Genomic DNA, 22,948 nt, shown 5'->3' with positions numbered 1-22,948 from the left:
CTACTCTCCTGTCGCGGTGAAGGGCACGTCAGATATTGCGACCGGGCGAGGTTCTCCGTCCCTTTCGAAGAGGGTCGCGGTGCAGGCGAGCGTCCGGCGTCCGGCTTGAACGATCAGCAGGACCGCGAATGGGATGTCGCGTTCGCCGGAGACCAAGCTCTCCATCGAGAACACATCCTCAGTGCTCGGAACCGGTTGGTGGTTCGGATGCGAGTGCCACTCGCCGAGATAGTTGAAGCGTCCGAAATCGGATGCCGTCCGCTGGAAGAAGTCCTTCAGCGCCGCCCGATGATTATCAACCGAGCGGACGAAATGCGCCGAACTGCCCGTGCGCCCGTCCGTGGTGAACTCCACGACGTGGAAGGATCCTGGAGCGATCTGCTCGGCCATGAGGACTCCGCCGATCTCGAGGCGACCAGCCGCGCTCACCGCGCGATGCAGCCCCCGTCGAACTTCCTCACGCAGGAACAGCCTCATGCCGCCCGGTCGGTCTGAGCATCGGGAAACAACTCCGCTGCCAAGGCTGCCAGTTCGCCGCTTAGGTCGTCGTCCTTCTGAGGACCCCAGCATCCCTCAGGACGTAACTCGATCGGCCACGTGTCGAAGGGGCCATCGAAGATCCAATCGCGCTGAAAACCGATGGCGTACGCAGACTGCGGGAACACGCTCTCGGGGCGCAACAGCGAGTCGATGGCGTAGCGCGCCATGTGACCGGCCACGAGGCCTACATCGGCATCGTCCGCGATCAACGGCGAAGAGCCTTCGTTCAACGCCAGTCCATACTGGACTTGATCGCCTTGCGGCGGCGGCCGGCCGTGATCCGTGCACCAATCCATGATCTGCCGGCGCGCTGCATGCGGCACCGGGTCAACGTCGGGACGCAGCCGCATTACCAATCCGCCGATCCCGCCGGCGAAGACTTCTCCCCAGACCATGATCTTCCGTTCGTTCCGAGCGACTGCGCCACAGAGATTGAAGATCTGCCCTTCGGCCGTCGCGTCGATGATCACGTCGCACTTGCCGACGGCTACCAGAGCGGCGTCGGTGGCGGCAGAACTCTCCTGCCCTCCCAGCAGGACACGCCGCGTCTCCACGACGGTTGAAGGCCTGATGTCCCGGATCCTCTTGGAAACAGCATCCGGCTTGTTGAGGCCGACCGACCCCCAGTCCAGATCGTTGCGGACCAGATTGCCCGGATACAGGATGTCCCCGTCGACGAGTACGAAGCGGCCGACGCCGGCGCGTGCCAGCGAAGCGCCGATCTTGGAACCCACCGAACCGCAACCGACTATCGCGACGGATGCTCCGGCCAAACGGTGGTACTCGTTCGCCAGCCTTCGCTCCGCATCAGGAAGATTGACCAGACGGTATTGGTACATGGGCCGCTTCCCGTCGCCCGGCGCCAACGACATGACGTGCACGTCACCGCCGCATTCGATGAGGAAGGCCGCCTCCTCTGGCGACGATGCTAATATCGCCGCAAGCGCTTCGTACCCTGCGACGCTCCCAAGCGCCTCCAGGAAATCATAGCTCGACCGGATCGTGTCTCGGAAGCCATCCGGAAGCCTGAACGCGAAACCCATGCGCCGACGGTTCCTGGGAGTGTCGGAATCGCATGACCAGAGTGGCGCCTTCTCCTCGCCGAAACGGCGAGGCACGGCGAGCCAATGTCCGGCCTCGTAGCGCTCCGACATTTCGAATGGGACCGGAGCGAACAAGGGCAGACCGTTCAGCCCGTCGCGGGCTGCGGCGGGCAGCATAAACCGGTACTTGGCGTTGCGTATCTCCTGCGCGGTCGTGACCCGGTGGGCCGTATCCACTTCCGCCACAACGCCCTCTGAAGGCGTCTCACCGATCAACAGCCGGTGAGCGCTCTCGATCATCATCGCGCCGGTGTACGTGGGTTCCCAATTATCCGGACGGTATTCCAGGCAGAGCTCGCCGCCGACGCCATACTGATGGCCCGAAAGCCAGATCTCCTCACGCGGGCGTACCTGAGGCGGAACGTCGGGGAAGAAGCTGGGAAAGGTGATCGTCATGGCAACCGCTTGTCCGAGATGTTCGATCTCGAAGTCTGCTGCGAGGCGCGCCTCCTCTCTGACTTCCCACTTCACCCCCGACAGCCAACCGTAGCGCTCCTCCAACTCGGCGATCGCAAGTCGCTCGCTGCGAGCACGGCTCGGCTGCGAGAGCCACCAGATCACGCGAAGCCCTTCGGCTTGCTTGGTATCCGAGGAACGGAGCCGAAGGACGGCGACGAACTTGCAGCCGCTGCCGTGGCGCCTCTCAGGAGCGAACTCGATCCCCCGCGGAACCGGGTCTCAGCCCGCTTCGCCAGCGCGGTACCCATCTGCGGCGAAAGGGTTTCCGTGATCAGGGCGCCGCTCTCCAGCCCCGCCACTCGGGCATAATCAGCTTGGGCCTGACGAAGCCACTTGAAGAATGCGCGTTCACGCTCTGGATGCTCCGCCCATTTGTCCGCGAAGTTCTCCATCGGATCGGTCGGGTTCGGGATCAGCGCCCGCCCGTTCCGATCGCGCAGGATGTACGCCTCCATGCCGGTCAGAATGGCCAGCAGGGCGTCGCCGACGTCCTCCTGTCCACCATAGGCATGAGCCGCCAGGGTCGTGATGATGATCGAGATTGGGCAGCAGTTGATCCCATCATTCTCGAACATGATGTCGCGATGCCTCTTCAGGATCATGATCGAAGCCTGGAGGGGAGTGCGAACCTTGTAGTCCGGGATCTTCTCAACGCTGGCGTTCAAGGATTTCGCGAGAACCCGCTTCCGCTCGTTCAGCACCACGATAATCCGTGACCTGAACCATTCCAGATACCCTTTGGGGTTTGATCGCGGCCAGTCCTCGGTGATGTGACGGTAGTCGTGCCGCTCGTTGTCGGTGATGCCGATCGCGGTTCCCGTCCATCGGGTTTCGAGTCGATAAGCCTCGAGAAGTTTCCTGGCGGAAGTGCCGTTCGGGAGTGCCGGCACGACGTCCATGTGGAATTGTGCACCGTCGGCATAATTGAGGGTCCAGCAACGCCGGCCCTCGTGCAGCGGCTTCAGCATGCCCTTCGACCGTCGATAGGCCTCGATCTCCACGCCGAGCATCGTCTTCAGCTGCTGCTGCGTCTTCTGCGTCTTCGCCAGTAGCTTTAGTTCACATACGGAATCGACGTCGTACTCCTCCGCGTCGCTCAGCGGCTTGATCACCGTACCCAGTCCGAACGACCCCTGCACGTACACCACCGGATCGTAGTGGCTTATCGTCGAGTCCGGGCGGTTCAGCCATCGTCCAAGCGACATGTAGCTCTGCTCGGCCTGCTCGTAGCGGGTATCACTGATGTCGAGTTCATCAGCCAGAGCGGCGAGGTAGCGTCTGGACGACGCAGTAAGGGCGATGGACACGTTACGACTCTCCAAGCAACCGTTTTCTCGGTTTGTTCTATGTCGGATCGGCATCAACCCGCAACCGCCGTCGAACTCGAGCGGGCATGAAGCAAGTCAACAAGCGACGTGTTCAGGCGCGCTGGACGACCAGGAGAAGTTCCTCCCCGGTCCGGCGTCAGCATCGTGCGTCATCGGCACAGTGTGAGCACTATCGAGCAGTCAGGCGCGTTTCAGGCGGCAGTCCGCCGCGGCATCTCGTTCCACTCTCTGCCGTCCAGCTCGCGACCACCCGTCTTTGGCCGCAGGCCCCCCCATTGCTTGAAGAAGAACGCGACGCCCTGCCGCGAGCACTCGTTCCTCACCTCGCGTGCCCAATCGATGTGCATCGGACGGGCGCCAGGACCGCTCTCACCGCCCGCAATGACCCAGTGGATGCCGGTCAGGTCCATCGCGCCGACTTGCGCGATGAGCGGCTCGATCGACAGGAAGCGCACGGCCGCGGGCGCCTGTCGCAGATGTTCGATCCTGGACTTCGCCGCTGCCGCCTCGACCGACACGCCGAGCCACACGTTCGCCGGCGGCGAACGATCGGCATACCGCTGCTGAAGGTAGTCGCGCATCAGGGAACTGCGTTTGGTCAGCACCTGGAACACGTGCCAATCCGCCTGCTCCATCGTATCGAACACCTGGTTCACGAAGGCGACGGGAACCTCCTTGTGGAAGAGGTCGCTCATGGAATTCACGAAGATCATGCGCGGCCGTCGCCAAGACAGCGGCTGCCGAAGCCGCTCGGGACGAAGCGTCAGGTCGAAACCGCTTTCGAACGGGTGACCGGGGACTCCCCTGAACCGCTCAGAGAAGCGGGCGGCGTAGCAGTTGTCGCAACCGGACGTGATCTTCGTGCAACCCGTCACGGGATTCCACGTCGCATCCGTCCATTCGATTGCACTGCCGTCCGCCACAACATCCTCCACGGAACATTGCGGGAACGATGGCATATGCCGAGTCGCGACGCAACAAGCAAGTCGGTCGGAAGCCTCGAATGCACGGCGACCGGCAGGGTACTGGACAAAGGACGCCCGATGGTTTTCATTCTGTTCCGGACCCGGGCGAAGCGTCGGGCCGCCGGAGAACAACAAGTTGTCAGTTCCGCTGCCGCCCTCACTCCCGTTTCTAGACCTGGGTGAAGTCGCCCGCCCCCGCAGGAAGAGCGGGGACGAACAGAATGCGCAGTACCACTGGCGTGCGGGGCACCCATTGCCCGATCTCGGGCGACACAGCGTCGCCAAGCACAACATCTACGAACGCTATCTTGGTCGCTACATCGACACGCTCACCCGCCATCATTCGCAGACCAACCTGACGCTCACGATCGTCGACGGCTTCTGTGGCGGGGGCCTCTACAATCTCGACGGTGTGGAGGCGGACGGCTCTCCGCTGCGCATGCTCGCCGTCGTCGACAACGCCCAGGCGAAGCTCGCCGAGGCGCGGGCCAAGGGCTTCACCATCAAGTGCGACTTCGTCTTCATCGATCAGGATCCGGATCACCTTGCCTTCCTGGAGGAGCTGCTGAAGCAGAGAGGGTACGGCGACCGCATCGGCAAGGACATCATCCTCTTCAGCGGTACGTTCGAGAATGCCGCTCCCGATGTCATAGAGCGCATTCGGCGGCGGGGTACCTCGCACCGCTCCCTCTTCTTCGTCGATCAGTACGGCTGGAGCGCGGTCAAGCTCGCCACCATCAGGCCGATCATGGGAGAACTCGCCAACCCTGAAGTGATACTGACCTTCATGGTGGACGCCCTCATCAACCTGATGCACGAGAAGTCGTCCGTCCGCGCACTGGCAGCGATCGAGCTCGGGCGCGGCGACGTGCAGGAGATGATCCGGGACCGCGGCAAGCCGGGATGGAAGAGTCTCATCCAGAACACGCTGTACCGCCACATCCAAGCCCACACCGGTGCAGCCTTCTACTCGCCGTTCTACATCCACCCTCCCGAATCCCACCGTGACTATTGGCTGCTGCATCTGTCCAAGCACCACACGGCACGCGAGGAGATGGGCAAGGTCTACTGGGCGGAGCAGAACACGATGGAGCATTTCGGCGGCCCAGCGCTGAACGCGCTCGGATACGATCCGCTCGTGGACGTACGGCAAGGTGAGTTCGCCTACGTGTTCGACGACGACGCCAAGAAGAGGTCGGAAGGCAGACTGCTCGAGCAGATCCCCCGTCTCATCCACGCCCTCACAGCGGATGGTCGATCCGTCACCAGACGTGATCTGTTCGTCGGGCAAGCGAACGATACGCCGATCGTCACCAGCATGCTCGACGATCGCTTGGCATTGCTGCGAGACAGCGGTGAACTGACGATCCGAGGACGGCGCAAGGATTCGAGCGGCATCCTGGTTCCGACCGATCGAGTCAGCGCTTCCTCGTTCGAGTGGCATGACGAGTTCGCATTGACGCCACAACCATCCATGTTCCTCATGCCACGGCTGCGTCGGCCCAAGCCTGAATCCTGATCTGCGGCCTCGCCGGGACGGACCCGGATCCTTGATGTGCGAGAAGCGATCCAAGGACATCGGCTTCACGTGCCATTCGTTGCCGGATCGGCCGCGTCGACGACCGATGGCAGGGTGGGTGGTTGGTGCCTGCGTTCATCCCACAGATGGTGCTGTGCAAAGCGCACGTTCGGCAGGGACAAGCGGTCGAGCGCCTTCCGGAAAGTGCCGTTGCCGAACCAGTCGCTGGACTTCGCGCCCGGTAGGCCGCGAACCACCTCGCTGGAAAGAGTGGAAAGGTTCAGCGGCGCACGCGCCTCCTCGTAGCGGCGACGTACCAGCGCCGCGAAGGCCTGCTCGTCGGCAGAGGCGTCCGTCTCCACCTCTGCCGGCCCGACGTACGTAGCATCGGGCAGTTCGCACCCCGTACCGCCGAGCAGGGTGCCAATCCTGTCGAACCCCAAGGCCTGATCGGCGACGGCTGCGTAAGCGGATGAGAGGCGGCCCGGCGCGACGATCATCGTCCTGCGATCCTCGGAGCGCAGCCGATACAGCAACGGCGTGAAGTCGGAATCGCCGGAAACGAACACGAACTCCCCGAAGCGGGTGCGATGGTCGAGGAGATCCAGCGCGTCGATGACGATGCGGATGTCTGCCGCGTTCTTCGCGCCGCGCGTCAGCGTCGGGCAGTCCAGCACTTCGAAGCCCGCCTTCACGAAATCGGCCCGGAACCTGTAGAACCAGATCCGATCGTTCTGCTCTCCCGGCGCACTGACCCAACCCGACGGATTCATGTAGCAGCGTGCCACGAGCCATCGGCGTCCTTCCTCACCCCGATCCGTCTCCGCCAGGCCCTTCAGCCAGTTCGCGGGGTCTGTAGCGAAGCGTATGGCCAAGCCACCGTCGATGGCCCACAACGCGGAGAACACGTTGTCGAAATCCACGAAGATCGCGCTTCCGTCCTGCATGCAACTCCGCCCCCTTCCTATCCGCCTCGACCGGATCGTACTGCGGACGGCATGCAAGTCGATCCCTCGCAGCAGATCGCAGACACCCGGTCCAGCGAGCCGAATTGATCCTCATAACGCGAACTTGGTTGCGCTTGCGCCGATGTGCACCCGCTGATCGTCACGGCGGCCTCCGCGCCAACGGGCTGGGGAAAAGGAGCAGCGCGTGCGCCTGATCGGTGTCACGCGCTGCCTCTTTTGGCCATCACGCGACCGAATCGGCGTGAGTGTGTCAACGGCGGAGCAAAACCAGGCCAGCGGGGCGGAGTAAAAGCAGGCCACTTGAGGCGCGCGCTGACGATATGAAAAGGGCCCCGATCGGGGCCCTTTTCATATCGTTGCCGTCCTCGGCCTGATGGTCAGGAAGATAATATCTCACCGGTGTCCGGGTCGGACAGGGCACTGGCCTGGTTTTGCTCCGCCCCGCGACGTTTGCGTCCGGTGGACTGCTTGAGGCGATAGCTGTCGCCGTTCATGGTCAGGATGGTGGCATGGTGGGTGAGCCGGTCGAGCAGTGCGCCGGTCAGCCGCTCGGAGGCGAGCACCTGCGTCCAGTCCTCGAACGGCAGGTTGGAGGTGATGATGGTCGAGCCGCGCTCGTAGCGCTGCGACAGCACCTCGAAGAGCAGTTCGGCGCCGGTCGGGGACAACGGGACGTAGCCGAGTTCATCGACGACGAGCAGCTTCACGGCCGCCATCTCGCGTTGGAGCTTGAGCAGCCGTCGCTCGTCTCGCGCCTCCATCAACTGGTTCACCAGCGAGGCCGCGGTAGTGAAGGCGACTGTGAAGCCCTTCTGGCAAGCCGCCAGGCCGAGCGCGAGGGCTACATGCGTCTTGCCTGTCCCGCTGTTGCCGAGCGCAATGACGTTCTCGCGGCGCAGGATATATTCGCACCGTGCGAGCTCGACCACCATCATCTTGTTCAGGCTGGGGATGGCGGTGAACTCGAAGGTGTCGAAGCTCTTCACAGCCGGGAAACGGGCTGCGCGGATCCGTCGCTCGATGGTCCGGCGCTCGCGGTCGATGAGCTCCAACTCGATAAGCCGCAACAGGTAGCGCGTGTGGTCGACCCCGCCTTGCGCGCATTCGCGCGCGACCTTTTCGTACTCGCGCAGAACGGTTGGCAGTTTGAGTTGTTTGAGATGATGGGCGAGCAGCACCTGTGGCGTACCTGCGGTCGTGCCCACCGGCATGGCGTCCTTGTCCGTCATGCTGCCAGCACCGCATAGTCGGCCGCGCACGTCGTTTTGACGTCCATCTTGGGCACGTGCGGATACGCCGCTAAATCCAGGCGCGGCGGACGGCGCTCGATACGCGCCAGCGCGATGAGTTTTACCGCGTCAAAACCAGGTGCGCCCAACTGGACTGCCTCGGTCACGGCATCCGTGACGATGGGAAGCGGCATCGCCTCGAGCAGCCGCAGCACCTGGATGAACTCGCGTTTACCCTTGTTGCCCATCCGGGCCTCGAGCAGGTGGCGCAGATGCTGGAAGATGTCCGGCAGGTTCCAGTCCTGAAGGGCTGCCGCCTGGTCGAGCGCACCGGGCTTGGTCTCGATGAGCGCGAGATAGTGCAGTGGGTTGGAGACGAATACGCCTTCGTCGTAGCAACGCGCGTGCCGGGCAATCTCTTCGCCCGCGCATATGATGACGACCTCGTCGACGAACCCCTTCACCATCACGTCGCGGTAGCCGTACGCGGTCGGCACCGAATAGTCGTTGGTCCGGTAGCGCACCATCGCGGTCGACGACACGCGCGCCGCGCGTTTCTCGCATGGCTCCAGTGGTACGGACGGCAGCGTGCGCAATGCCGATACGTCTGCCGCCAGCCGCTCGGCAATGGTCTGCGCGTGCTGACCGGCATGCTCGCCCTGGCGCGTACGGCAGGACTCCTCGAACCTGGCGTTCAGGACATCGAAATTGGCAGCGACCGGCACGGGCACCATGAAGTTGTTGCGCGCAAACTTCACCAGCCCCTCGACCTTGCCTTTGTCGTTGCCTCGCGCTGGACGCGCAAAACGGTCCTGAAACAGGTAGTGGCTGACCAACTCGGTGAAGGCGCGTGTGCGCTCGCGCGTTCCATCGCCGCAGATCTTTGCCACGGCGATGGTTGTGTTGTCGTAGAGGATGGACAGCGGCACGCCCCCGAAGAACGCGAATGCCGACACGTGCCCGTCAAGAAACGCCTCGGTCGTCTCGCGCGGATACGCCTTGAAGAAGCAGGCATCCGACTGCGGCAGCGACATGCAGAAATAGTGGATCTTCATCCGCTCCCCGCCGACGACCGCGACCGCCTCGCCAAAGTCGACCTGTGCATGCCCCGGCGGGTGCGCCAGCGGCACGAAGGTCTCGCGCCCGCGGGCCCTGCACAGCCGCACATGGTCCTTCACCATCGTGTAGCCGCCCGTATAGCCATGCTCGTCGCGCAGCCGCTCAAAGATCCGCTTGGCCGTGTGCTGCTGCTTGCCCGGCGCCTCGCGGTCGGCTGCCAGGATTGCGTCGATAACCGGTAGCAGCGTCCCGAGCTTCGGCTTGGTCGGAGGTTTCGTCCGGCGGTATCCAGGAGGCGCCGAATACAGGCACATCTTGCGTACCGTATCCCGGTTCAGCCCGAACACCTCCGCCGCTTCCCGGCGACTATGCCCCTCGACAAATACAAACCGTCTGACCGCTGCGTAGCTCTCCACGACAAACATCCCCGCCGCTCCGCAAAGGGAGCAGCTTACCAACTGGCCGGATTTTACTCCGCCCCCGACGGCACTGCGCCGGCGGTCCTGTGGCCTGGTTTGTCACCGCCCTTCACAGTCGGCGCAACATGCTGGATGGAATAGCTGCCGATGCGGTCGAGATACTCAAGGACCGATCGGTGAATCCACAGATTTTCGATACCTTGCGCCGAATGAAGGACTATCGGCAGGTGGAGACGGCCGAGCTGATGGCGTCAATGAACAACTTCACCCTCAGCTACGCCAAGGCAATACTCGCAGCGACCCGGCAGGACGATCTGGTCAAGCCCGACCGGCCCAAGGTCATAGCCGGCGTCACGACCGAGCAGATGGCCAGAATGGAACGTGAACTCGAGAAGCTGAGCCAGGACTATCGCGGTATCGAAGCGACGTTCGGTGACGACGTGCTGCAGCTCGTCCTTGCCTCACGCTACCTCGGACGGCTGATCGACAACGGCAATGTCGCTGCCTACTTAGAATCGCGACATCCCGATATCGTCGGCGAATTTCGTACGATCGTAGCGGCGACATCGCTGGACGCGTCGTAGTCTTCCACGGCAGCATCGCGTCCGGACAGCCGCATCGGATTTGGCACGAATCGGTGGGGCCGATTACCGCATTTGCCGCACCGCGGCGAAGTGGTCCCTTCGAAGGACGAGGTCAGAATGAGAGTTCGCGTCACGGCAGCGTTAGTATGTCTGCTTCTTTCGCAGCAAGCAGCGGCGCGGCAGCCCTTATCGTCGGAAGGACGTGCAGCCTTCCGCAAGGCGGTAGACGAATATCAGTTGTTCGTCGTCCCGCACTGCGCACCTGATGAAGTGCAGGCCTATGTCACCGCCCGCGGCGATCGAGACCGCGCCTTCGCCCGGTCTCTGCACGGCACGCCGCTGAAGCAAGACTACGAGAAGGCCGTCGCCGATCGTGCCGCGAGAGATCGGCATACAGTGTATGAGTGCTTCGGACCGCCGCCGCCACCGCCCCCGCCGCCCGGCTGGACCCCGCCCGAACCCGCTCCGGTGCAGCCCGCGCCCAAACCTCGGGACACCTTCGCCGAGCACTTCGCCGGAGGAGACCGCTACTTTGAAGAGATGGTGCAACTCCGCGATTCCCTGATCGGTCCGGCCGGATAGTGCGATCGTGCCTGACGCTGGGCCGCTGCTCACCTTCCCGCCTTGTCCGGCCGGTATCCTCCGCCCACGGGAGGGCCCACTACTAATCTCGGAGCGGAGCGACGCACTCGCACTCACGGTCCAATGCAGGTGTTCACCGACGTCACGATCGTGGAGGCCGCCTTGATCAGCTTGCTGACGAAGGTGTGTTCGCCTGCTGTCCCAGGACGAACATCCCACCCTGCATGACAAGCTCACCACTCGACGAAGCACGGGCGATCTCGCCTTCGATAACTCCGCGAACCGCCGAACTGGTGGCTTTGATGCCGAACGCCCTCGATACCGCTTGCAGGATCTGATCGCGGGTCGCGCCCAGGTTGACCCGCACGACTTCGACGATCGCAACCGCGATCTCCGCCGGCGGAAGTCGATCGGCCCGACGCAGCGTCGACGAGACCGCCGCGCGCCTTTCACGGACGATCACAGCGCCGCCGGCGAAGGATAGGAACGAGCCTGTACGCTCCACACGACCTGCTCCGACCGCCGCTTGTACCGCAGCGGCGATCGCCTGCTGGATGCGGCCACCCGCACGCTTCAGGCCCCATGCCGAGCGGATGCGCTCCACGACCTCGTCGATATGGACTGGTCCTTCGATGCGCACCGCCTCCTCTACCAGCGCTGCCAACGTCCCGGTCGGCACGTCGTGCAGTTCCATCACCGCATGGGGAGGTCTGGTCAGCACCGCCTCCACGTACAAGTTCGAGTGCGCGAAACCCGCGGGTTCGTCCGCGCGGGCGAGTCCGATCTCTGTCCCATCCTCACGTTCGACGCTGAGGATCTCCAGCGGCACCGCCCGGAAGTCGCGCTTGCTCGCCTCTGCATCCTGCTCCGCCTTGGCCGCTTCGATCCGGGCGACGATCAGGTCGAGCTGCTCGTTCGGCCGCTGGAACCAATCGGTGCTCCAGACGCGATGGATGGTCCAGCCATGGCTCTCCAGCACGGACTGCCGAAGCCGATCGCGATCGCGCGCGGATCGGGCGTCGTGATAGGACGCGCCGTCGCATTCGATGCCGAGCAGATACCTGCCCGGCCGCTCGGCGTCCGCGACGGCGAGATCGATGAAGAATCCGGCGAGGCCCACCTGCCTGTGAACCTGGTAGCCGCGTGACTGCAGCGCCTTTGCGACCTGCTCCTCGAACACGCTGTCGTGGTCGCGACCCGTGCTCTCGGCCATCGTCATCCGGCCGGTGCGGGCGAAGTGCAGGAAGAGGCGGAAGGCGAAGACGCCCTTGCGGGTCTGAGCGAAGTCCGGATCGATGTCCTCGTCGGTCATCGAAGCAAAGACCTCGCACCGCTGCTTGGCGCGGCTGATCAGGACGTTCAGGCGGCGTTCGCCCCCCTCCGATCCCAGCGGCCCAAAGCGCATCGGCACCCGTCCGCCCGGCGTAGTCGGCCCGTAGCCCACCGAGATGAGGATGACGTCCCGCTCGTCGCCCTGCACGTTCTCCAGGTTCTTGACGAAGAACGGCTCGGCATGATGCGCTTGGAAGAACGCTTCGGTCTCGGGCGGCAACGCCCGGCGCAGCACCTCCAGCTGATCCAGGATGGCGCGCCGCTGCGCCGCCGAGAATGCAGCGACTCCGAGCGACAGCTCCGGATGCTCGCGGGCATGCGCGACGATGGCCTGGGCCACGATCCTCGCCTCGACCTGGTTCGTGCGGGTGCCACCTGCGTCGAACAGACCATGCGGGATGTGGTGGAAGCGCAGGCCCATGCCCGCCTCCGCGGTATAGGGGCTTGGGACGATGAAGAGCTTGCTCTCGTAGAACTGCCGGTTGCTGACCGCGATCAGCGACTGGTGGCGGCTTCGGTAATGCCAGCGCAGCATCCGCATCGGCAGGCCACGGGCCGTGAACAGGCCGAGGATGCTCTCGATGTCGCCCACCCGGCCGCCATCGTCGTCGTCCGTCTCGTCGCCGTTCCCGGTCATCTTCGAGAAGAAGGCGGTAGGCGGCAGCTGCTTCGGATCGCCGACCACGACCACCTGCTTGGCGCGAGCGACGGCGCCAAGCGCATCGACCGGCTGGATCTGGCTCGCCTCGTCCATGACAAGCAGATCGAATTCGAAGGCGCCCGGTGCCAGGAACTGCGCCACCGACAGCGGGCTCATCATGAAGACGGGCTTGAGGGCCTGCACCGCGGGTCCCGCCTTCTCCATCAGCCTGCGGATCGGCATGTGCCCGCGCTTCTTCTGCATCTCGGCACGCAACGTGCCGAGCGGCCCCACGGCACCGCCATCGCGCGACGGGACGCGACCGTGGTGCGCGCGCACCACCTCGACGCTGGCGGACGCGATGCGCTGCCGGTCGAGGTCCGCGAACTCGCGCGCGAGCCGACCGTGGAGCGTACCATCGAAGCGACCGAGTTCCGGGTCCCGCCGGACCAGATCCGCATGCACGGCCTCGAAGTAGGCCATCTCGAACGCAGGGATGACCGCAGCCGTCCCGAGCCGGCCGTCCTCCAGCCGGGCGACGACGTCGCCGCAGCCCAGCGCACGGGCCCGATCGGCGCGATCGCGGTATGCGACCCAATTCGACAACTGCTCACCGCCCGTCGACCACTCACCGATGCGCTCACGCAGCAACGTAAAGGAAGCGGCCCGCGCATCCGGCATCCCGAGTCCGACGGACACGTCCATTCGAAGTTCGCCCAAGAGGCGTTCGAGATCGGTCGCAGAGGCCGCGTCGTCTCGTGCGAGGACCCCGGCATCCCGTGCCAACGTCGTGCGATCCGCTACCCGCGAGGCAAGCAGACGAATGTCGCGATTGTCGTCGATCCATGTCGAAACGGTGCGAAGCGCCGCCCAGTCCGACGCCTCGCCAAGCCACTCTCCGCCGAAGGCCTCGGCCCCCAAGGGTGCGCCTACCGACAGCACCGTCGCCAGTCGCTGGCCCTCCGCGAGGTCGCGCAACGCCGCCAGGCGGATCGACAGATCCGCAGGGACCTCGGCAGCGATGGCGGCCGTCGCGCGATCTGCGTGGTGAAAGTCCGCGATCACATCGATCAGAGGCGACGTGTCGGCGCGCATAGCCGTGGGTGCATCTCCGAACAGCAGGTCGCGGGACGGAAGCTCGTCCCACAGGAGCTCGACGAGCGGCGAAACCTCATTCAGCAGCGCGTCGACGCGGATCATTCGGGCCGAGATCACGTCCCGATCCGGACGGTTGGCGGCTACGATGCGCGGTTCCGCACCCAACCCCTTCAGCGACCGCATCCATTCGACAAGTGCAGTGAGCGACGTCGACGAACTGCGGTCGCCACGCCAGTCGCCACCGAACGCGCTACGTCCAAAGGCCTCGTCGTTCTCGATGACGCGCTTGGCGGCCTGCCCCTGAGCGAGGGCGTCGAGCTGGGCGAGCGTCGAATCGAGCGGCTGGCTCGGGTCTGAAAGGACGGTCCGTACGAGGCGGTTCGCCTTGCGCCACTCCCCGCTCAGGAACCTGAACACGCCGGTGCCGTGGGAGGCGAGCGTCGCACGCGTAGCCGCGAGATCCATCGACCAGGCTGCGTCGGACAATCCCGTCCCGATCACCGCACGAGCGCCTTCGAGACGCTCGACGGTCTGCGTCAGATCGGCGGCCCGCTCCACCCCGCTGTCCCATAGATCGGCCGCGAAGGCTTCTGGGCTGGCGTCCGGAGCCGCCACTACCCGCTCGCCGATGGCCAGGAGGCGCCGGACATCCACGAAGGTGCCCGGCGGCTCGCGCCCCATGGACCGCGCGAGCCCCTCGGCCTCATCCCGCAAGCGGGGAAGCCTGTCCGACAGTTCGGAAAGGCGCCGGAAGGCGTCGGGCGAGAAGGACGTGGGCAGCCGCGCCAGCATACCGCGTTGACCCTCCACGTCGGTCTTCCATGCCGCGTCGACGAAGTGCGGCGCCAGCTTCTCCCTCAGCAGCGCATGCCGTTCACCTTCGTGGAGAAGCGAGACGATCTCGGCAAAGCGCTCGTCCCACGCCGTCGTTCCGAGGGCATTGGGCGCGAGCGTAGGTGCTCCCTCCAGGCGTGCAGCCAGCCGGATCAGGTCGCCGATGGCGGCAGAACCGGTCGGCGGCTCCTGCTCCATCATGGTGGCGAGCGCCGTCGCATCGGCCTCCAGGCGGTCCAGCCGCGGCGCCAACGCCGCGAAGCGGGCGAGGAAGCGCTCGGTCTCCATCGGAGTGACGCCCGCTAGCCTAACGCCCCGCCAGACATGATCGTCCGGACGCCCGATCGCTGCGACCCTGTCGACGAGCTCGGAGAGGACGGCGTGCCGCTCCGCATACGCATCCATGGACCATGACGCGGGCGCTTCCAGCGCGACGTCGTTCGGCTGTTCGCCATCGAGACGGAGCCTGACCAGCTGCCCGATGACCTGATACGGCGTAAGTCCGTTGTCGGGGTGCGGTCGGTGCATCCGCACGGCGTGATCGTTCAGGCGGTCACGCGCCTCGGTCAACCGCGCGTGCAGGGTCCCGGGGTCGCCGCCCTTGGGCGCACCGAGCTCCCACGTCCGGCGCAATTCGTCGAGCAGAGCGCGCTTGTTCGCCTTGTTGCTGTGCAGTTCGAGACATGCGTCTCCCACGCCCGTGGCGTCGAGCCGCCGCTTGACGACCTCGAGCGCCGCCATCTTCTCGGCGACGAAGAGAACCGTCCTGCCGTCGGCGACCGCCGCGGCGACGATGTTCGCGATCGTCTGGCTCTTGCCGGTACCGGGGGGACCCTGGATCACCATGTCGCGCCCGCGACGGACCTCGTGCACCGCGAGCGCCTGGCTGCTGTCGCTGTCGACGATGTGCAGCATATCGGCTGGCGGAATGAAGGGATCAATCCTGGCATCCTCGGGGATCATTCCCTCGGCGCTGTCGAACCCGTCTGCGAGCAGTCCGCGTATCAACGGACGTTCGCTGATGCGCATCTCCTGCGGCCAGTTCGCCGGGTCGAGATCACGGTACATCAGGAACTTGGCAAACGAGAAGAACCCGAGCGCGATGTCGTCGTGCTGCACCGTCCAGTCGGATTTCGCCGCGACGGCATCGGCGACCTCGTCCATGTAGCCGATGGGATCCAGGCCCTCGTTCGCCTCGAATGCCGGCAGACGGATGCCGTGAACGCGGTCGAGGTAGGCCTCGAGCGACAGGTTGGAGGCAAATTCCTCGGGTCGTGCACGCAGCTTGAACTTCTCGCCAGCGTTTCCGCGTTCAAGCGAGACGGGTATGAGCAGCAGCGGTGCGAAGCGGACGTTCGCCGCGTTCGAGGGATCGATCCATCTCAGGGATCCCAAGGTCAGGTACAGGATGTTGACGCCCTGCTCCTCCTCCAGCGTGCGTGCGTCGAAATAGAGCTCGAGCAGGCGCTTCTGTAGCCCCTTCGGCGTCAAGCGGGTCTGGAGCCGGGTGTCGGCATGTCGAGTGAACACGCCGCGATCGTCCTCAACGTCGTCCTCTGGCTGAGCGAGATCGACGATCTCGTCCGCCTCGACATCGGGAGTCTCGAGTTCATCGCCCTTTCTGGCCGCCTTGCCGGCGACGAAGGTGAATACCTTGCCTTCGCGCACCAAGAGGCGGAACACCTCGGAACTCCGCTCGTCGACAATCTCGATCGACCGTGCACCCTTTGACGAGCGCGGCATGTTGAGCAGCCGGTTGCGGGCGGACAGGTCGAGAAGCTCCATCCGCGCACGGTCGAGCTTCTCCGCGATCGGCAGGTTGCTCTGAAACACCGACGTGGTCTCGACGTCAGGTTGCGGAATGGAATTGGTGGCCATCGAACTCTCCCCCTGATGGCATCCTGCGGAGCAGTCCGGCGCAAGTCCAGACGATCGGACGCAAAAAACGAACCAGATGTGCCATGGATTTCGACATGGCGCGAGGTTACGCCGAGCACATGACCACGGGTTTCATCTCATACACGCACGCCGACACGGAGTTGAAGGACCAGTTCGTGCGGCATCTGGCACCGCTTCGGCGCGAGGGCCTGATCGACGTCTGGCAGGACGCGATGCTTCGTCCCGGGGAGCACCTCGATCCTACCGTGCAGGCCGCGCTGGCGGCATCCGACCTTGTGCTCCTGCTCGTCTCGTCGGACTTCATCCACTCGGAATACTGCTACGAGCAGGAGATGATGCGCGCCTTCGCGCGGCAGCGAGCCGGTACCGCGCGCGTGGTCGCGGTCATCCTGCGTCCGTGCCAGTGGAAGGGTGTGCCCGTGGGAGAGGGGCAGACGCTGTCGCACTTCGTCGCCCTGCCCAAGGACGGCCTTCCGGTGACGAGCTGGCTCGACCGGGATGCGGCCTTCGACAATGCGGCGGGTGCGATCCGGGACATGCTCCGGAATCCTGCGGCGGGAGGTCGGGCTGAACGCCCTTCTGCCCCGCAAGCGGAAGGAGCCGCGGCCTTCAGTCCGCCGATGACGCCGTCCCGCACCACGGGCGGACTGCTGCAGCTCCGGACGAAGCCCACCGATCTTGATCGGGACCGCTTCATTCGTTCCGGTTTCTCAGCCACGGCCGCACTCTTCGAAGCCCGACTCGCCGAGCTGAAGTCGTCCGATCCCCGCATCGAGACGGACTTCGAGCGCATCGACAGCCGGTCGTTCGCGGCCAGCGTCTACCTCGAGGGTAAACGGGTGGGCCAGGTCGGAATTTGGCATGGCGGCGACTTCTTCCAGGACGCCCTCTGTCTCAGCTATGATGGCGCCGCGAGCACGCGGAACTCCATGAACGAATGGCTGTCCCTGACGGAGACCAAGACCGGCCTCGCATTCACTGCCGCCAACGCTCGGTCGACGAGCTCAACCAGAAACGTGATGGATCCGGAGGGGCTGCCGAATATCTCTGGGAGAGCTTCCTTGATCACGTGCGCAGCCGGATCCGATAGGATCTTGGTCGCTATCGCTCGACCACTCGACAGGCGCTTGCAAAAGCAGCCGCGATCGTGTCGCACGAGCAGGCGTCCCATCCAGCGCGACCCAGTACTTCACCGTGCGCGACAACCGCAACATTGATGCAGCCGCAGGTCCAGCCTCATGGCGAACCCGCGTCCGGTCCCCATCAACGGAACAGCCTTGGCGCATCGGCGGCGGTTGCCCTGGACCATGCGGTGTACTGAAGCTGCCCCGAGATCACTCCGGCCGCAAATCATTAGAGTATATGTGTTCTGTTACGGGTGACACTGGCGTCACCCGGGGGTGACGTGGATGTCACCCCCCCAAGCGCGCGACACGAACGCCGCTGGTCTTGAGGCCGGCCGGCTTCAACATGTGCCGCAGCGGCGATGAGGTCAGGACGCCGAAGGGAGAAGATGCTTCAGCTGCTAATCCCCCGGACAGCGGGTCGGCGACCGGCGCGTCGCACACCTCGATCGTGGCGACATAGTCGCACCATCCTGCAGGCGGCACGCCATCTCGTCGCGCCGCCCGTGCGAACTTGACCAGCAGATCACGCGCGATCGCTTCGAACAGGTCCAAGCGTATGATCATGATGGCGCCGTCAACGCTGCCCGATCGTGCTCGTCCACCCCGTTGAGACGGAGCGGCGAACACAGCGCCCTCCGTTGCAGACCCGCGATCGGCTCAGGCGCGACCGCCGCCGATCAGCGCAAGCAGATCGTTCGCCGGCATGGGGCGTCCGAAGAAGTAGCCCTGGCCTTCCGAGCAACGTGCGTCCGTCAGGAGCTGCGCCTGCTCGGCGGTTTCGATGCCTTCCGCCACCACGTCGAGGTCGAACGCTCGGCTTAGCTGGAGGACGGCCTCGATGAGTGCCGCGTCCTGGCCCCCAGCCACCGCATCCTTGGTGAAGCTCCTGTCGATCTTCAGACGACTGACCGGCAGGTCCTTGAGCAGGCTGAGAGACGCGAAGCCGGTGCCGAAGTCGTCCAGGGCCACGCCGACGCCCAGCCCCCGCACGCCCGACAGCATGGAGGCTACTGCCGCGGTGTTCTTGACCGCAATCCGCTCGGTCATCTCCAGCTCGAGCAGACTGGCAGGCAGCTTGTGGCGCGCCAGCTCGGCAGCGACGGTGTCCGGAAGCGAGCCGGTCAGGAACTGCGCCGGCGACAGGTTTGCGGCAACCCGCAGCCGCGCTCCTGCGCTCAGCCAGTGCGCCGCCTGCCCGATGGCTGTCCGCAGCACCCAGTCGCCGACACGCGCCGAGAGCGGCATGGTCTCGAGCGTGTCCAGGAACACACCCGGCGGCAGGAGTCCGCGCTCGGGATGACGCCACCGCAGCAGCGCCTCGGCTCCCACGACCTTCCGGTCCGACAGGCGCACCTGCGGCTGATAGTGTAGCTCGAACTCGTTGCGTTCGAACGCCAACGTCAGTTCCGACTGGAGCGACCTGCGCGCCTCCACCTTGTGGCGCACATGCGGCTCGAAGTATCCGACCGCACCGCCTCCTTCGGCCTTGGCACGGTAGAGGGCGAGATCGGCATGGCGCATCAGCGTCTCGATGGTCTCCCCGTGATGCGGCGCCATCGCCACGCCGATGCAGGTCTCGAGCTGCAGGTTCTGACCGTCCACGACGAACCCCTGCTGGAAGCTCAATCTCAGGCTTTCCGCCACCCGATAGGCCTGCCGGGCATCTCCGCCTCCGCCGAGCAGGATCACGAACTCGTCCCCTCCCAGGCGGGCAAGCAGGTGATCGTCCTCGATGAGGCCGCTTAGGCGCTCGCCAACGGCTGCGAGGAGGCGGTCGCCGGTCGCATGTCCGAAGACGTCGTTCACGTCCTTGAAGCCGTCGAGGTCGAACAGCAGCAGCGCGCCCGCTCCACGCTCGGAAAGCACCTGGCGCGCACGCTCGTGGAAGCGCATCCGGTTCGGCAGCCCTGTCAGGGCATCGGTGTGGGCCAGTTTGGCAAGATGCCGCCTGCTGGTATCCGAATTGTGCCGACTTCGCCGGAGCTCCAGCCGATCCACGACAATTCCGGCCAGGCTTTCCAGAAGCCTGCGCTGATGCGCGTCGAATCCTTGCGGCTCCGTGTTGATCAGGCACAGCGTGCCGAGCGCAGCGCCGCTGGAAACCCGCAGAGGCGCGCCGGCATAGAAGCGGATGTGCGGCGGGCCGTGGACCAGAGGATTGTCCGCGAAGCGCGGATCAAGCAGTGCATCCTCGACGACCAGCGGTGAGATCCGGTCCAAGGCATGCGCGCAGAACGACTGGCTTCGGGGAGTCCGCGCCGCGTCCACGCCTCGCCGCGCCGCGAAGAACTGCTCATTGCGTTCCACGAAGGAGATCATCGCGCCGGAGACGCCGAAAAGGGCGACCGCGAGTTCCACGACATGGTCGAACTCGGCATCCGGAAGCCCCATGGTCGGGCAGTAGGCCGCCACTTCTGCAAGCCGCGCCTCCTCCAGATCAGAAGCCGGTCCGCCATCCTCGCCAGGCGTGGCATCGCGGGATAGTCTCACGGCGTCTCCAGATCGTCAGGAGTTGATCAAAGGCAAAGGCTCAAACACTTACCTATGCGCTACGTTCAATTCTGTGCAATCTTCAACAGCTTGGCGCCCCACACGCTTGCTTCTAAAAACGCGAGCCTGGCAAAGCAGGAGTCTGCGGCGATCGCGTGCGCCCCTGCTCCGGCCGGAACACTCATCGAACAACATCGCTTTCGCAGCTGCTCACTGCTATGGAAGTTCTGCTCGGGCCAAAGGGGGGCTCGCTTCCTCCTTGTGGCGCGATGGACAGGCTTCAGAGTTCTCCGACGTTCGACAGGCTTCTCACCTGGTCGCTTCTTCGTCAGCCGTCCGCGCCCGCGCGGTATGCGGTCACCACGCTGCTGCTGATCGGCACGGCGCTGCTGCGCGTGCTGTTCGTCACCAGCTTGCTGCCCTACCTGCTTTTCATTCCCGTGGTGCTGCTCCTCGCCCTGCTCATGGGAAGGAAAATCGGGCTCTACGCGGCCGGCCTGTCGGCCCTTCTAGCGGGCATGACATTGGTCGATGCATCCATTCCCTGGCTGCTGACCGGCACGCAATGGATCGCCACGCTGCTCTACGGGGCGGTGATGATCGGCGTCACGCTGGTGGCGGCGGAACTGCGGGCGGCGTTCCAGCGGTCCGGGCGCCTGACGGCCGAGCTTGCGGAAGCGAACGCCAGCCTCGCGACGGCGAATGCGGATCTGGCCGAACACGAGCAGCAACTACAGCTCGTCAACCAGGAGCTCGGCCACCGGCTGAAGAACCAGCTTGCGATCGTGCAGGCGGTCGCCGGGCAGACGCTCCGCCAGTCGTCGGACATCAAAGCCGCCGGCGAGGCACTGAGCTTCCGGCTGGCGGCGCTCGCGCGGGCGACGGACATGCTGACTGCCACCGAGTGGCGCTCGGCGGACCTGCACATGCTTGCACGAGAGACCCTCGCCAACCATGCCGGCCTTGCCGATCGCGTCCGGATCCATGGTCCGGAAGTCCGCTTCAACCCGCAGGTGGCCTTGGGGCTCACGCTGGTTCTCCATGAGCTGATGACCAACGCCACCAAATACGGCGCGCTCTCGAACGACACGGGTTTGGTCCATCTCAACTGGTCGCTTGAAGTGAGGGCTGTCCCAGGCGAACAGCGATTTCACCTTGTCTGGCGGGAGGTCGGCGGCCCTCCCGTCGCGGTGCCTTCCAAACGCGGCTTCGGCTCCGTCATGATCGAGCGATCGCTCCGGTCCTACTTTCGGGGAGAGACCGCGATCAGCTACGCCCCTGACGGAGTGGTGTTCCGGATCGATGCGCCCTTCGACGCGGCCGACGCGGCCGAGGAGTAGACGCAGAAAATGAGCGGGGCTCGGCCTGCGACGTCATCCGTCCTCAACCGGCTACTTGAGACCGGATGAGGGGCCCCTCCATACCGAAGGTTCGGGCGGGCGACGATTGCCGGCGGGATCGCCGGCTTGCAGACGGGTCAGCCGACATGAACGGCAGCAGCTTGGGGACTGGGTCGCCTGCCACCGGGACCCGGCGTCGAGCCGGAGCGTTGACGAGACGGTGCCCCACGCCAGCAACATCGTCGTGTGCGACGGTCCGGACAGTCCGCACGCCTTCGACATCATCCCGCTCAAACCGCGCAACGGCATGCTCGACGCCCGCTGTCCGATCTGCCTCGGTCATGGCGAGTGGAACACGGAGATCGATCTCGTCAGCTTCCGCTGCAAGCGCGCCACCTGCGACCGTTGCCTCGGAGCAGGCTGGGTCGAGACCGGAAACGACCCGATCGGCGTCCCGGACATCGAGCTTTCACCCGAAGGCAAGCCACAGTGGGTGATCAACTACGTGCCTCGCGAGGACGTGACGCAGAAGGATGCGTCCGGCGGCAATCTCCTGGTGCCCGATGGCTCCTGACCACGGCGGCCGACCGACACCTTCTGCGGAGAAAATCCGCACCGATTTCAAGGCGTCGGCGGACCCGTATGGCGTCACCGCGGTTACCATGTGCCAGCAGTGACCGGAGTTTCAGGCGTATGTGCCACGTCCTCATCATCGAAGACGAACCGTTGATCGCCACGTATCTGCAGACGCTGCTGGAGGACGAGGGCGCCACGTCGTTCGACTTCGCCAGTTCGGAGGAAGAGGCCGTCGCAGCCGCACGGGCACACTCGCCCGCGGTCATCACATCCGACGTGATGCTGACACAAGGCACCGGTCCGCACGCCGTCAGCCGGATCCTTGAAGAACTAGGTGAGATCGGGGTGATCTTCGTCACCGGCACGCCAGACCAGTGCGAGCCGTGCGCACCACCCGGCATCGTGCTGTCCAAGCCCGTTCAGCCGGCGGATCTTGCGCAAGCCTTCCATTCCTTCACGGCGACCTAAATCCCCCGATGCTGAGCAGCGCCCAGGGGGGGCGATCGTCGGGCCTGCTCACCCGGCGCGACCTCGAGATCCTCGGGCAAGCCTTGAAGCGCGTGGACCGATTGACTGGTGCCGGACGACCTCAACGATCTGCTCGCAGTCGTCGATGTGCTGGACCAAAGGGCGGATTTTCCCTGCCGACCGGCCCAGCGACTCAACATCGTCTCCGGCCACGCTTCGTCCTTCGCCGTCGTCAGCTCATCCCTGAGAAGCTGCGGCGGCCGGTTGCCTACAAGGGCGTGGCGCAGCGCCTGCGTCGCCCTGCGTCTATGAAGGGGAGTGGACGGCTGCCCCGATCTAGTCACCTGGAACTGAAGTAAGTCGCATTGTATGCTGGCTCCGCTGATGAG

At 64.8% G+C, this 22,948-nt stretch carries 17 protein-coding genes; 7 read left to right on the top strand and 10 right to left on the bottom strand.

Translation table 11 applies throughout. From position 1 onward, the window contains the following. The 4 genes from EDF69_RS09775 to EDF69_RS09760 all read right to left on the bottom strand — a co-directional run bounded on the left by EDF69_RS09775 (position 1) and on the right by EDF69_RS09760 (position 4,530). The gene (locus tag EDF69_RS09775) at positions 1 to 477 is read right to left on the bottom strand and encodes a Mov34/MPN/PAD-1 family protein (protein ID WP_132884603.1); all 477 of its coding nucleotides are present in this window, start codon (positions 475 to 477) and stop codon (positions 1 to 3) included. Next, positions 474 to 2,204, bottom strand: coding sequence for a ThiF family adenylyltransferase (locus EDF69_RS19900; RefSeq protein ID WP_132884602.1), 1,731 nt, complete (start codon positions 2,202 to 2,204; stop codon positions 474 to 476). Before EDF69_RS19900 ends, EDF69_RS09775 begins: the two co-directional genes overlap by 4 nt. Beyond that, the gene (locus EDF69_RS09765; RefSeq protein WP_132884601.1) at positions 2,201 to 3,409 is read right to left on the bottom strand and encodes an SMODS domain-containing nucleotidyltransferase; all 1,209 of its coding nucleotides are present in this window, start codon (positions 3,407 to 3,409) and stop codon (positions 2,201 to 2,203) included. The genes EDF69_RS19900 and EDF69_RS09765 overlap by 4 nt, the downstream gene beginning before the upstream one ends. Before the next feature lie 212 nt (positions 3,410 to 3,621). After that, positions 3,622 to 4,530, bottom strand: a complete 909-nt coding sequence (locus EDF69_RS09760; RefSeq protein WP_239555414.1) for a DUF5131 family protein — start codon at positions 4,528 to 4,530, stop codon at positions 3,622 to 3,624. A gap of 118 nt (positions 4,531 to 4,648) precedes the next feature. Here EDF69_RS09760 and EDF69_RS09755 point away from each other — a divergent pair, with 118 nt between their 5' ends. Then, positions 4,649 to 5,914, top strand: a complete 1,266-nt coding sequence (locus EDF69_RS09755; protein WP_132884600.1) for a three-Cys-motif partner protein TcmP — start codon at positions 4,649 to 4,651, stop codon at positions 5,912 to 5,914. A gap of 65 nt (positions 5,915 to 5,979) precedes the next feature. Here EDF69_RS09755 and EDF69_RS09750 read toward each other — a convergent pair whose 3' ends face one another. From EDF69_RS09750 to istA, 3 genes are all read right to left on the bottom strand, one after another. Then, positions 5,980 to 6,861, bottom strand: coding sequence for an NYN domain-containing protein (locus tag EDF69_RS09750; protein WP_132884599.1), 882 nt, complete (start codon positions 6,859 to 6,861; stop codon positions 5,980 to 5,982). A 398-nt stretch (positions 6,862 to 7,259) separates the two neighbouring features. Further along, complete coding sequence (gene istB / locus EDF69_RS09745) at positions 7,260 to 8,093, bottom strand: IS21-like element helper ATPase IstB (protein ID WP_204991410.1); 834 nt, start codon at positions 8,091 to 8,093, stop codon at positions 7,260 to 7,262. 14 nt (positions 8,094 to 8,107) lie between these two features. Continuing rightward, on the bottom strand, positions 8,108 to 9,595 hold the full coding sequence (istA, locus tag EDF69_RS09740; protein ID WP_132884630.1) for an IS21 family transposase: 1,488 nt from the start codon (positions 9,593 to 9,595) through the stop codon (positions 8,108 to 8,110). A gap of 80 nt (positions 9,596 to 9,675) precedes the next feature. On the opposite strand from istA, the gene EDF69_RS09735 reads away from it, so the two are divergent. Both EDF69_RS09735 and EDF69_RS09730 read left to right on the top strand, forming a co-directional pair. Then, positions 9,676 to 10,173, top strand: coding sequence for a plasmid partitioning protein RepB C-terminal domain-containing protein (locus EDF69_RS09735; protein ID WP_204991357.1), 498 nt, complete (start codon positions 9,676 to 9,678; stop codon positions 10,171 to 10,173). A gap of 117 nt (positions 10,174 to 10,290) precedes the next feature. Then, positions 10,291 to 10,755, top strand: a complete 465-nt coding sequence (locus EDF69_RS09730) for a hypothetical protein (protein ID WP_132884572.1) — start codon at positions 10,291 to 10,293, stop codon at positions 10,753 to 10,755. A gap of 166 nt (positions 10,756 to 10,921) precedes the next feature. Here EDF69_RS09730 and EDF69_RS09725 read toward each other — a convergent pair whose 3' ends face one another. Beyond that, positions 10,922 to 16,537, bottom strand: a complete 5,616-nt coding sequence (locus tag EDF69_RS09725; protein ID WP_132884571.1) for a DUF3320 domain-containing protein — start codon at positions 16,535 to 16,537, stop codon at positions 10,922 to 10,924. A gap of 83 nt (positions 16,538 to 16,620) precedes the next feature. Here EDF69_RS09725 and EDF69_RS09720 point away from each other — a divergent pair, with 83 nt between their 5' ends. Then, the gene (locus EDF69_RS09720) at positions 16,621 to 17,775 is read left to right on the top strand and encodes a toll/interleukin-1 receptor domain-containing protein (protein ID WP_132884570.1); all 1,155 of its coding nucleotides are present in this window, start codon (positions 16,621 to 16,623) and stop codon (positions 17,773 to 17,775) included. 195 nt (positions 17,776 to 17,970) lie between these two features. Here EDF69_RS09720 and EDF69_RS09715 read toward each other — a convergent pair whose 3' ends face one another. Beyond that, positions 17,971 to 18,237 carry a hypothetical protein gene (locus EDF69_RS09715; RefSeq protein WP_132884569.1) on the bottom strand — a complete coding sequence of 89 codons (267 nt, stop codon included), beginning with the start codon at positions 18,235 to 18,237 and terminating at the stop codon, positions 17,971 to 17,973. Positions 18,238 to 18,342: 105 nt separating this feature from the next. Beyond that, entirely contained in the window at positions 18,343 to 20,175 is a 1,833-nt protein-coding gene (locus EDF69_RS09710) for an EAL domain-containing protein (RefSeq protein ID WP_132884568.1), read from the bottom strand. A gap of 218 nt (positions 20,176 to 20,393) precedes the next feature. Between EDF69_RS09710 and EDF69_RS09705 the strand changes: the two genes are divergently transcribed. From EDF69_RS09705 to EDF69_RS09695, 3 genes are all read left to right on the top strand, one after another. Continuing rightward, positions 20,394 to 21,515 carry a sensor histidine kinase gene (locus EDF69_RS09705; protein WP_239555412.1) on the top strand — a complete coding sequence of 374 codons (1,122 nt, stop codon included), beginning with the start codon at positions 20,394 to 20,396 and terminating at the stop codon, positions 21,513 to 21,515. Between the two features lie 220 nt (positions 21,516 to 21,735). Next, complete coding sequence (locus EDF69_RS09700; protein WP_132884566.1) at positions 21,736 to 22,089, top strand: hypothetical protein; 354 nt, start codon at positions 21,736 to 21,738, stop codon at positions 22,087 to 22,089. Between the two features lie 119 nt (positions 22,090 to 22,208). Then, on the top strand, positions 22,209 to 22,559 hold the full coding sequence (locus EDF69_RS09695) for a response regulator (protein WP_132884565.1): 351 nt from the start codon (positions 22,209 to 22,211) through the stop codon (positions 22,557 to 22,559). The last annotated feature ends 389 nt before the right edge of the window (positions 22,560 to 22,948 follow it).

Origin of the sequence: Sphingomonas sp. JUb134 (assembly GCF_004341505.2) — a bacterium.
Classification (GTDB): domain Bacteria; phylum Pseudomonadota; class Alphaproteobacteria; order Sphingomonadales; family Sphingomonadaceae; genus Sphingomonas.
The sequence above is the reverse complement of the archived record's forward strand: the minus strand, read 5'-3'. Positions and strand labels throughout refer to the sequence as shown.

Coding starts and splice junctions, on each gene's coding strand:
- EDF69_RS09730 (WP_132884572.1), top strand. CDS start 10,291: ATGAGAGTTCGCGTCACGGCAGCGTTAGTATGTCTGCTTCTTTCGCAG.
- EDF69_RS09750 (WP_132884599.1), bottom strand. CDS start 6,861: ATGCAGGACGGAAGCGCGATCTTCGTGGATTTCGACAACGTGTTCTCC.
- istA (WP_132884630.1), bottom strand. CDS start 9,595: ATGTTTGTCGTGGAGAGCTACGCAGCGGTCAGACGGTTTGTATTTGTC.
- EDF69_RS09705 (WP_239555412.1), top strand. CDS start 20,394: ATGGAAGTTCTGCTCGGGCCAAAGGGGGGCTCGCTTCCTCCTTGTGGC.
- EDF69_RS09775 (WP_132884603.1), bottom strand. CDS start 477: ATGAGGCTGTTCCTGCGTGAGGAAGTTCGACGGGGGCTGCATCGCGCG.
- istB (WP_204991410.1), bottom strand. CDS start 8,093: ATGCCGGTGGGCACGACCGCAGGTACGCCACAGGTGCTGCTCGCCCAT.
- EDF69_RS09695 (WP_132884565.1), top strand. CDS start 22,209: ATGTGCCACGTCCTCATCATCGAAGACGAACCGTTGATCGCCACGTAT.
- EDF69_RS09720 (WP_132884570.1), top strand. CDS start 16,621: ATGGATTTCGACATGGCGCGAGGTTACGCCGAGCACATGACCACGGGT.
- EDF69_RS09725 (WP_132884571.1), bottom strand. CDS start 16,537: ATGGCCACCAATTCCATTCCGCAACCTGACGTCGAGACCACGTCGGTG.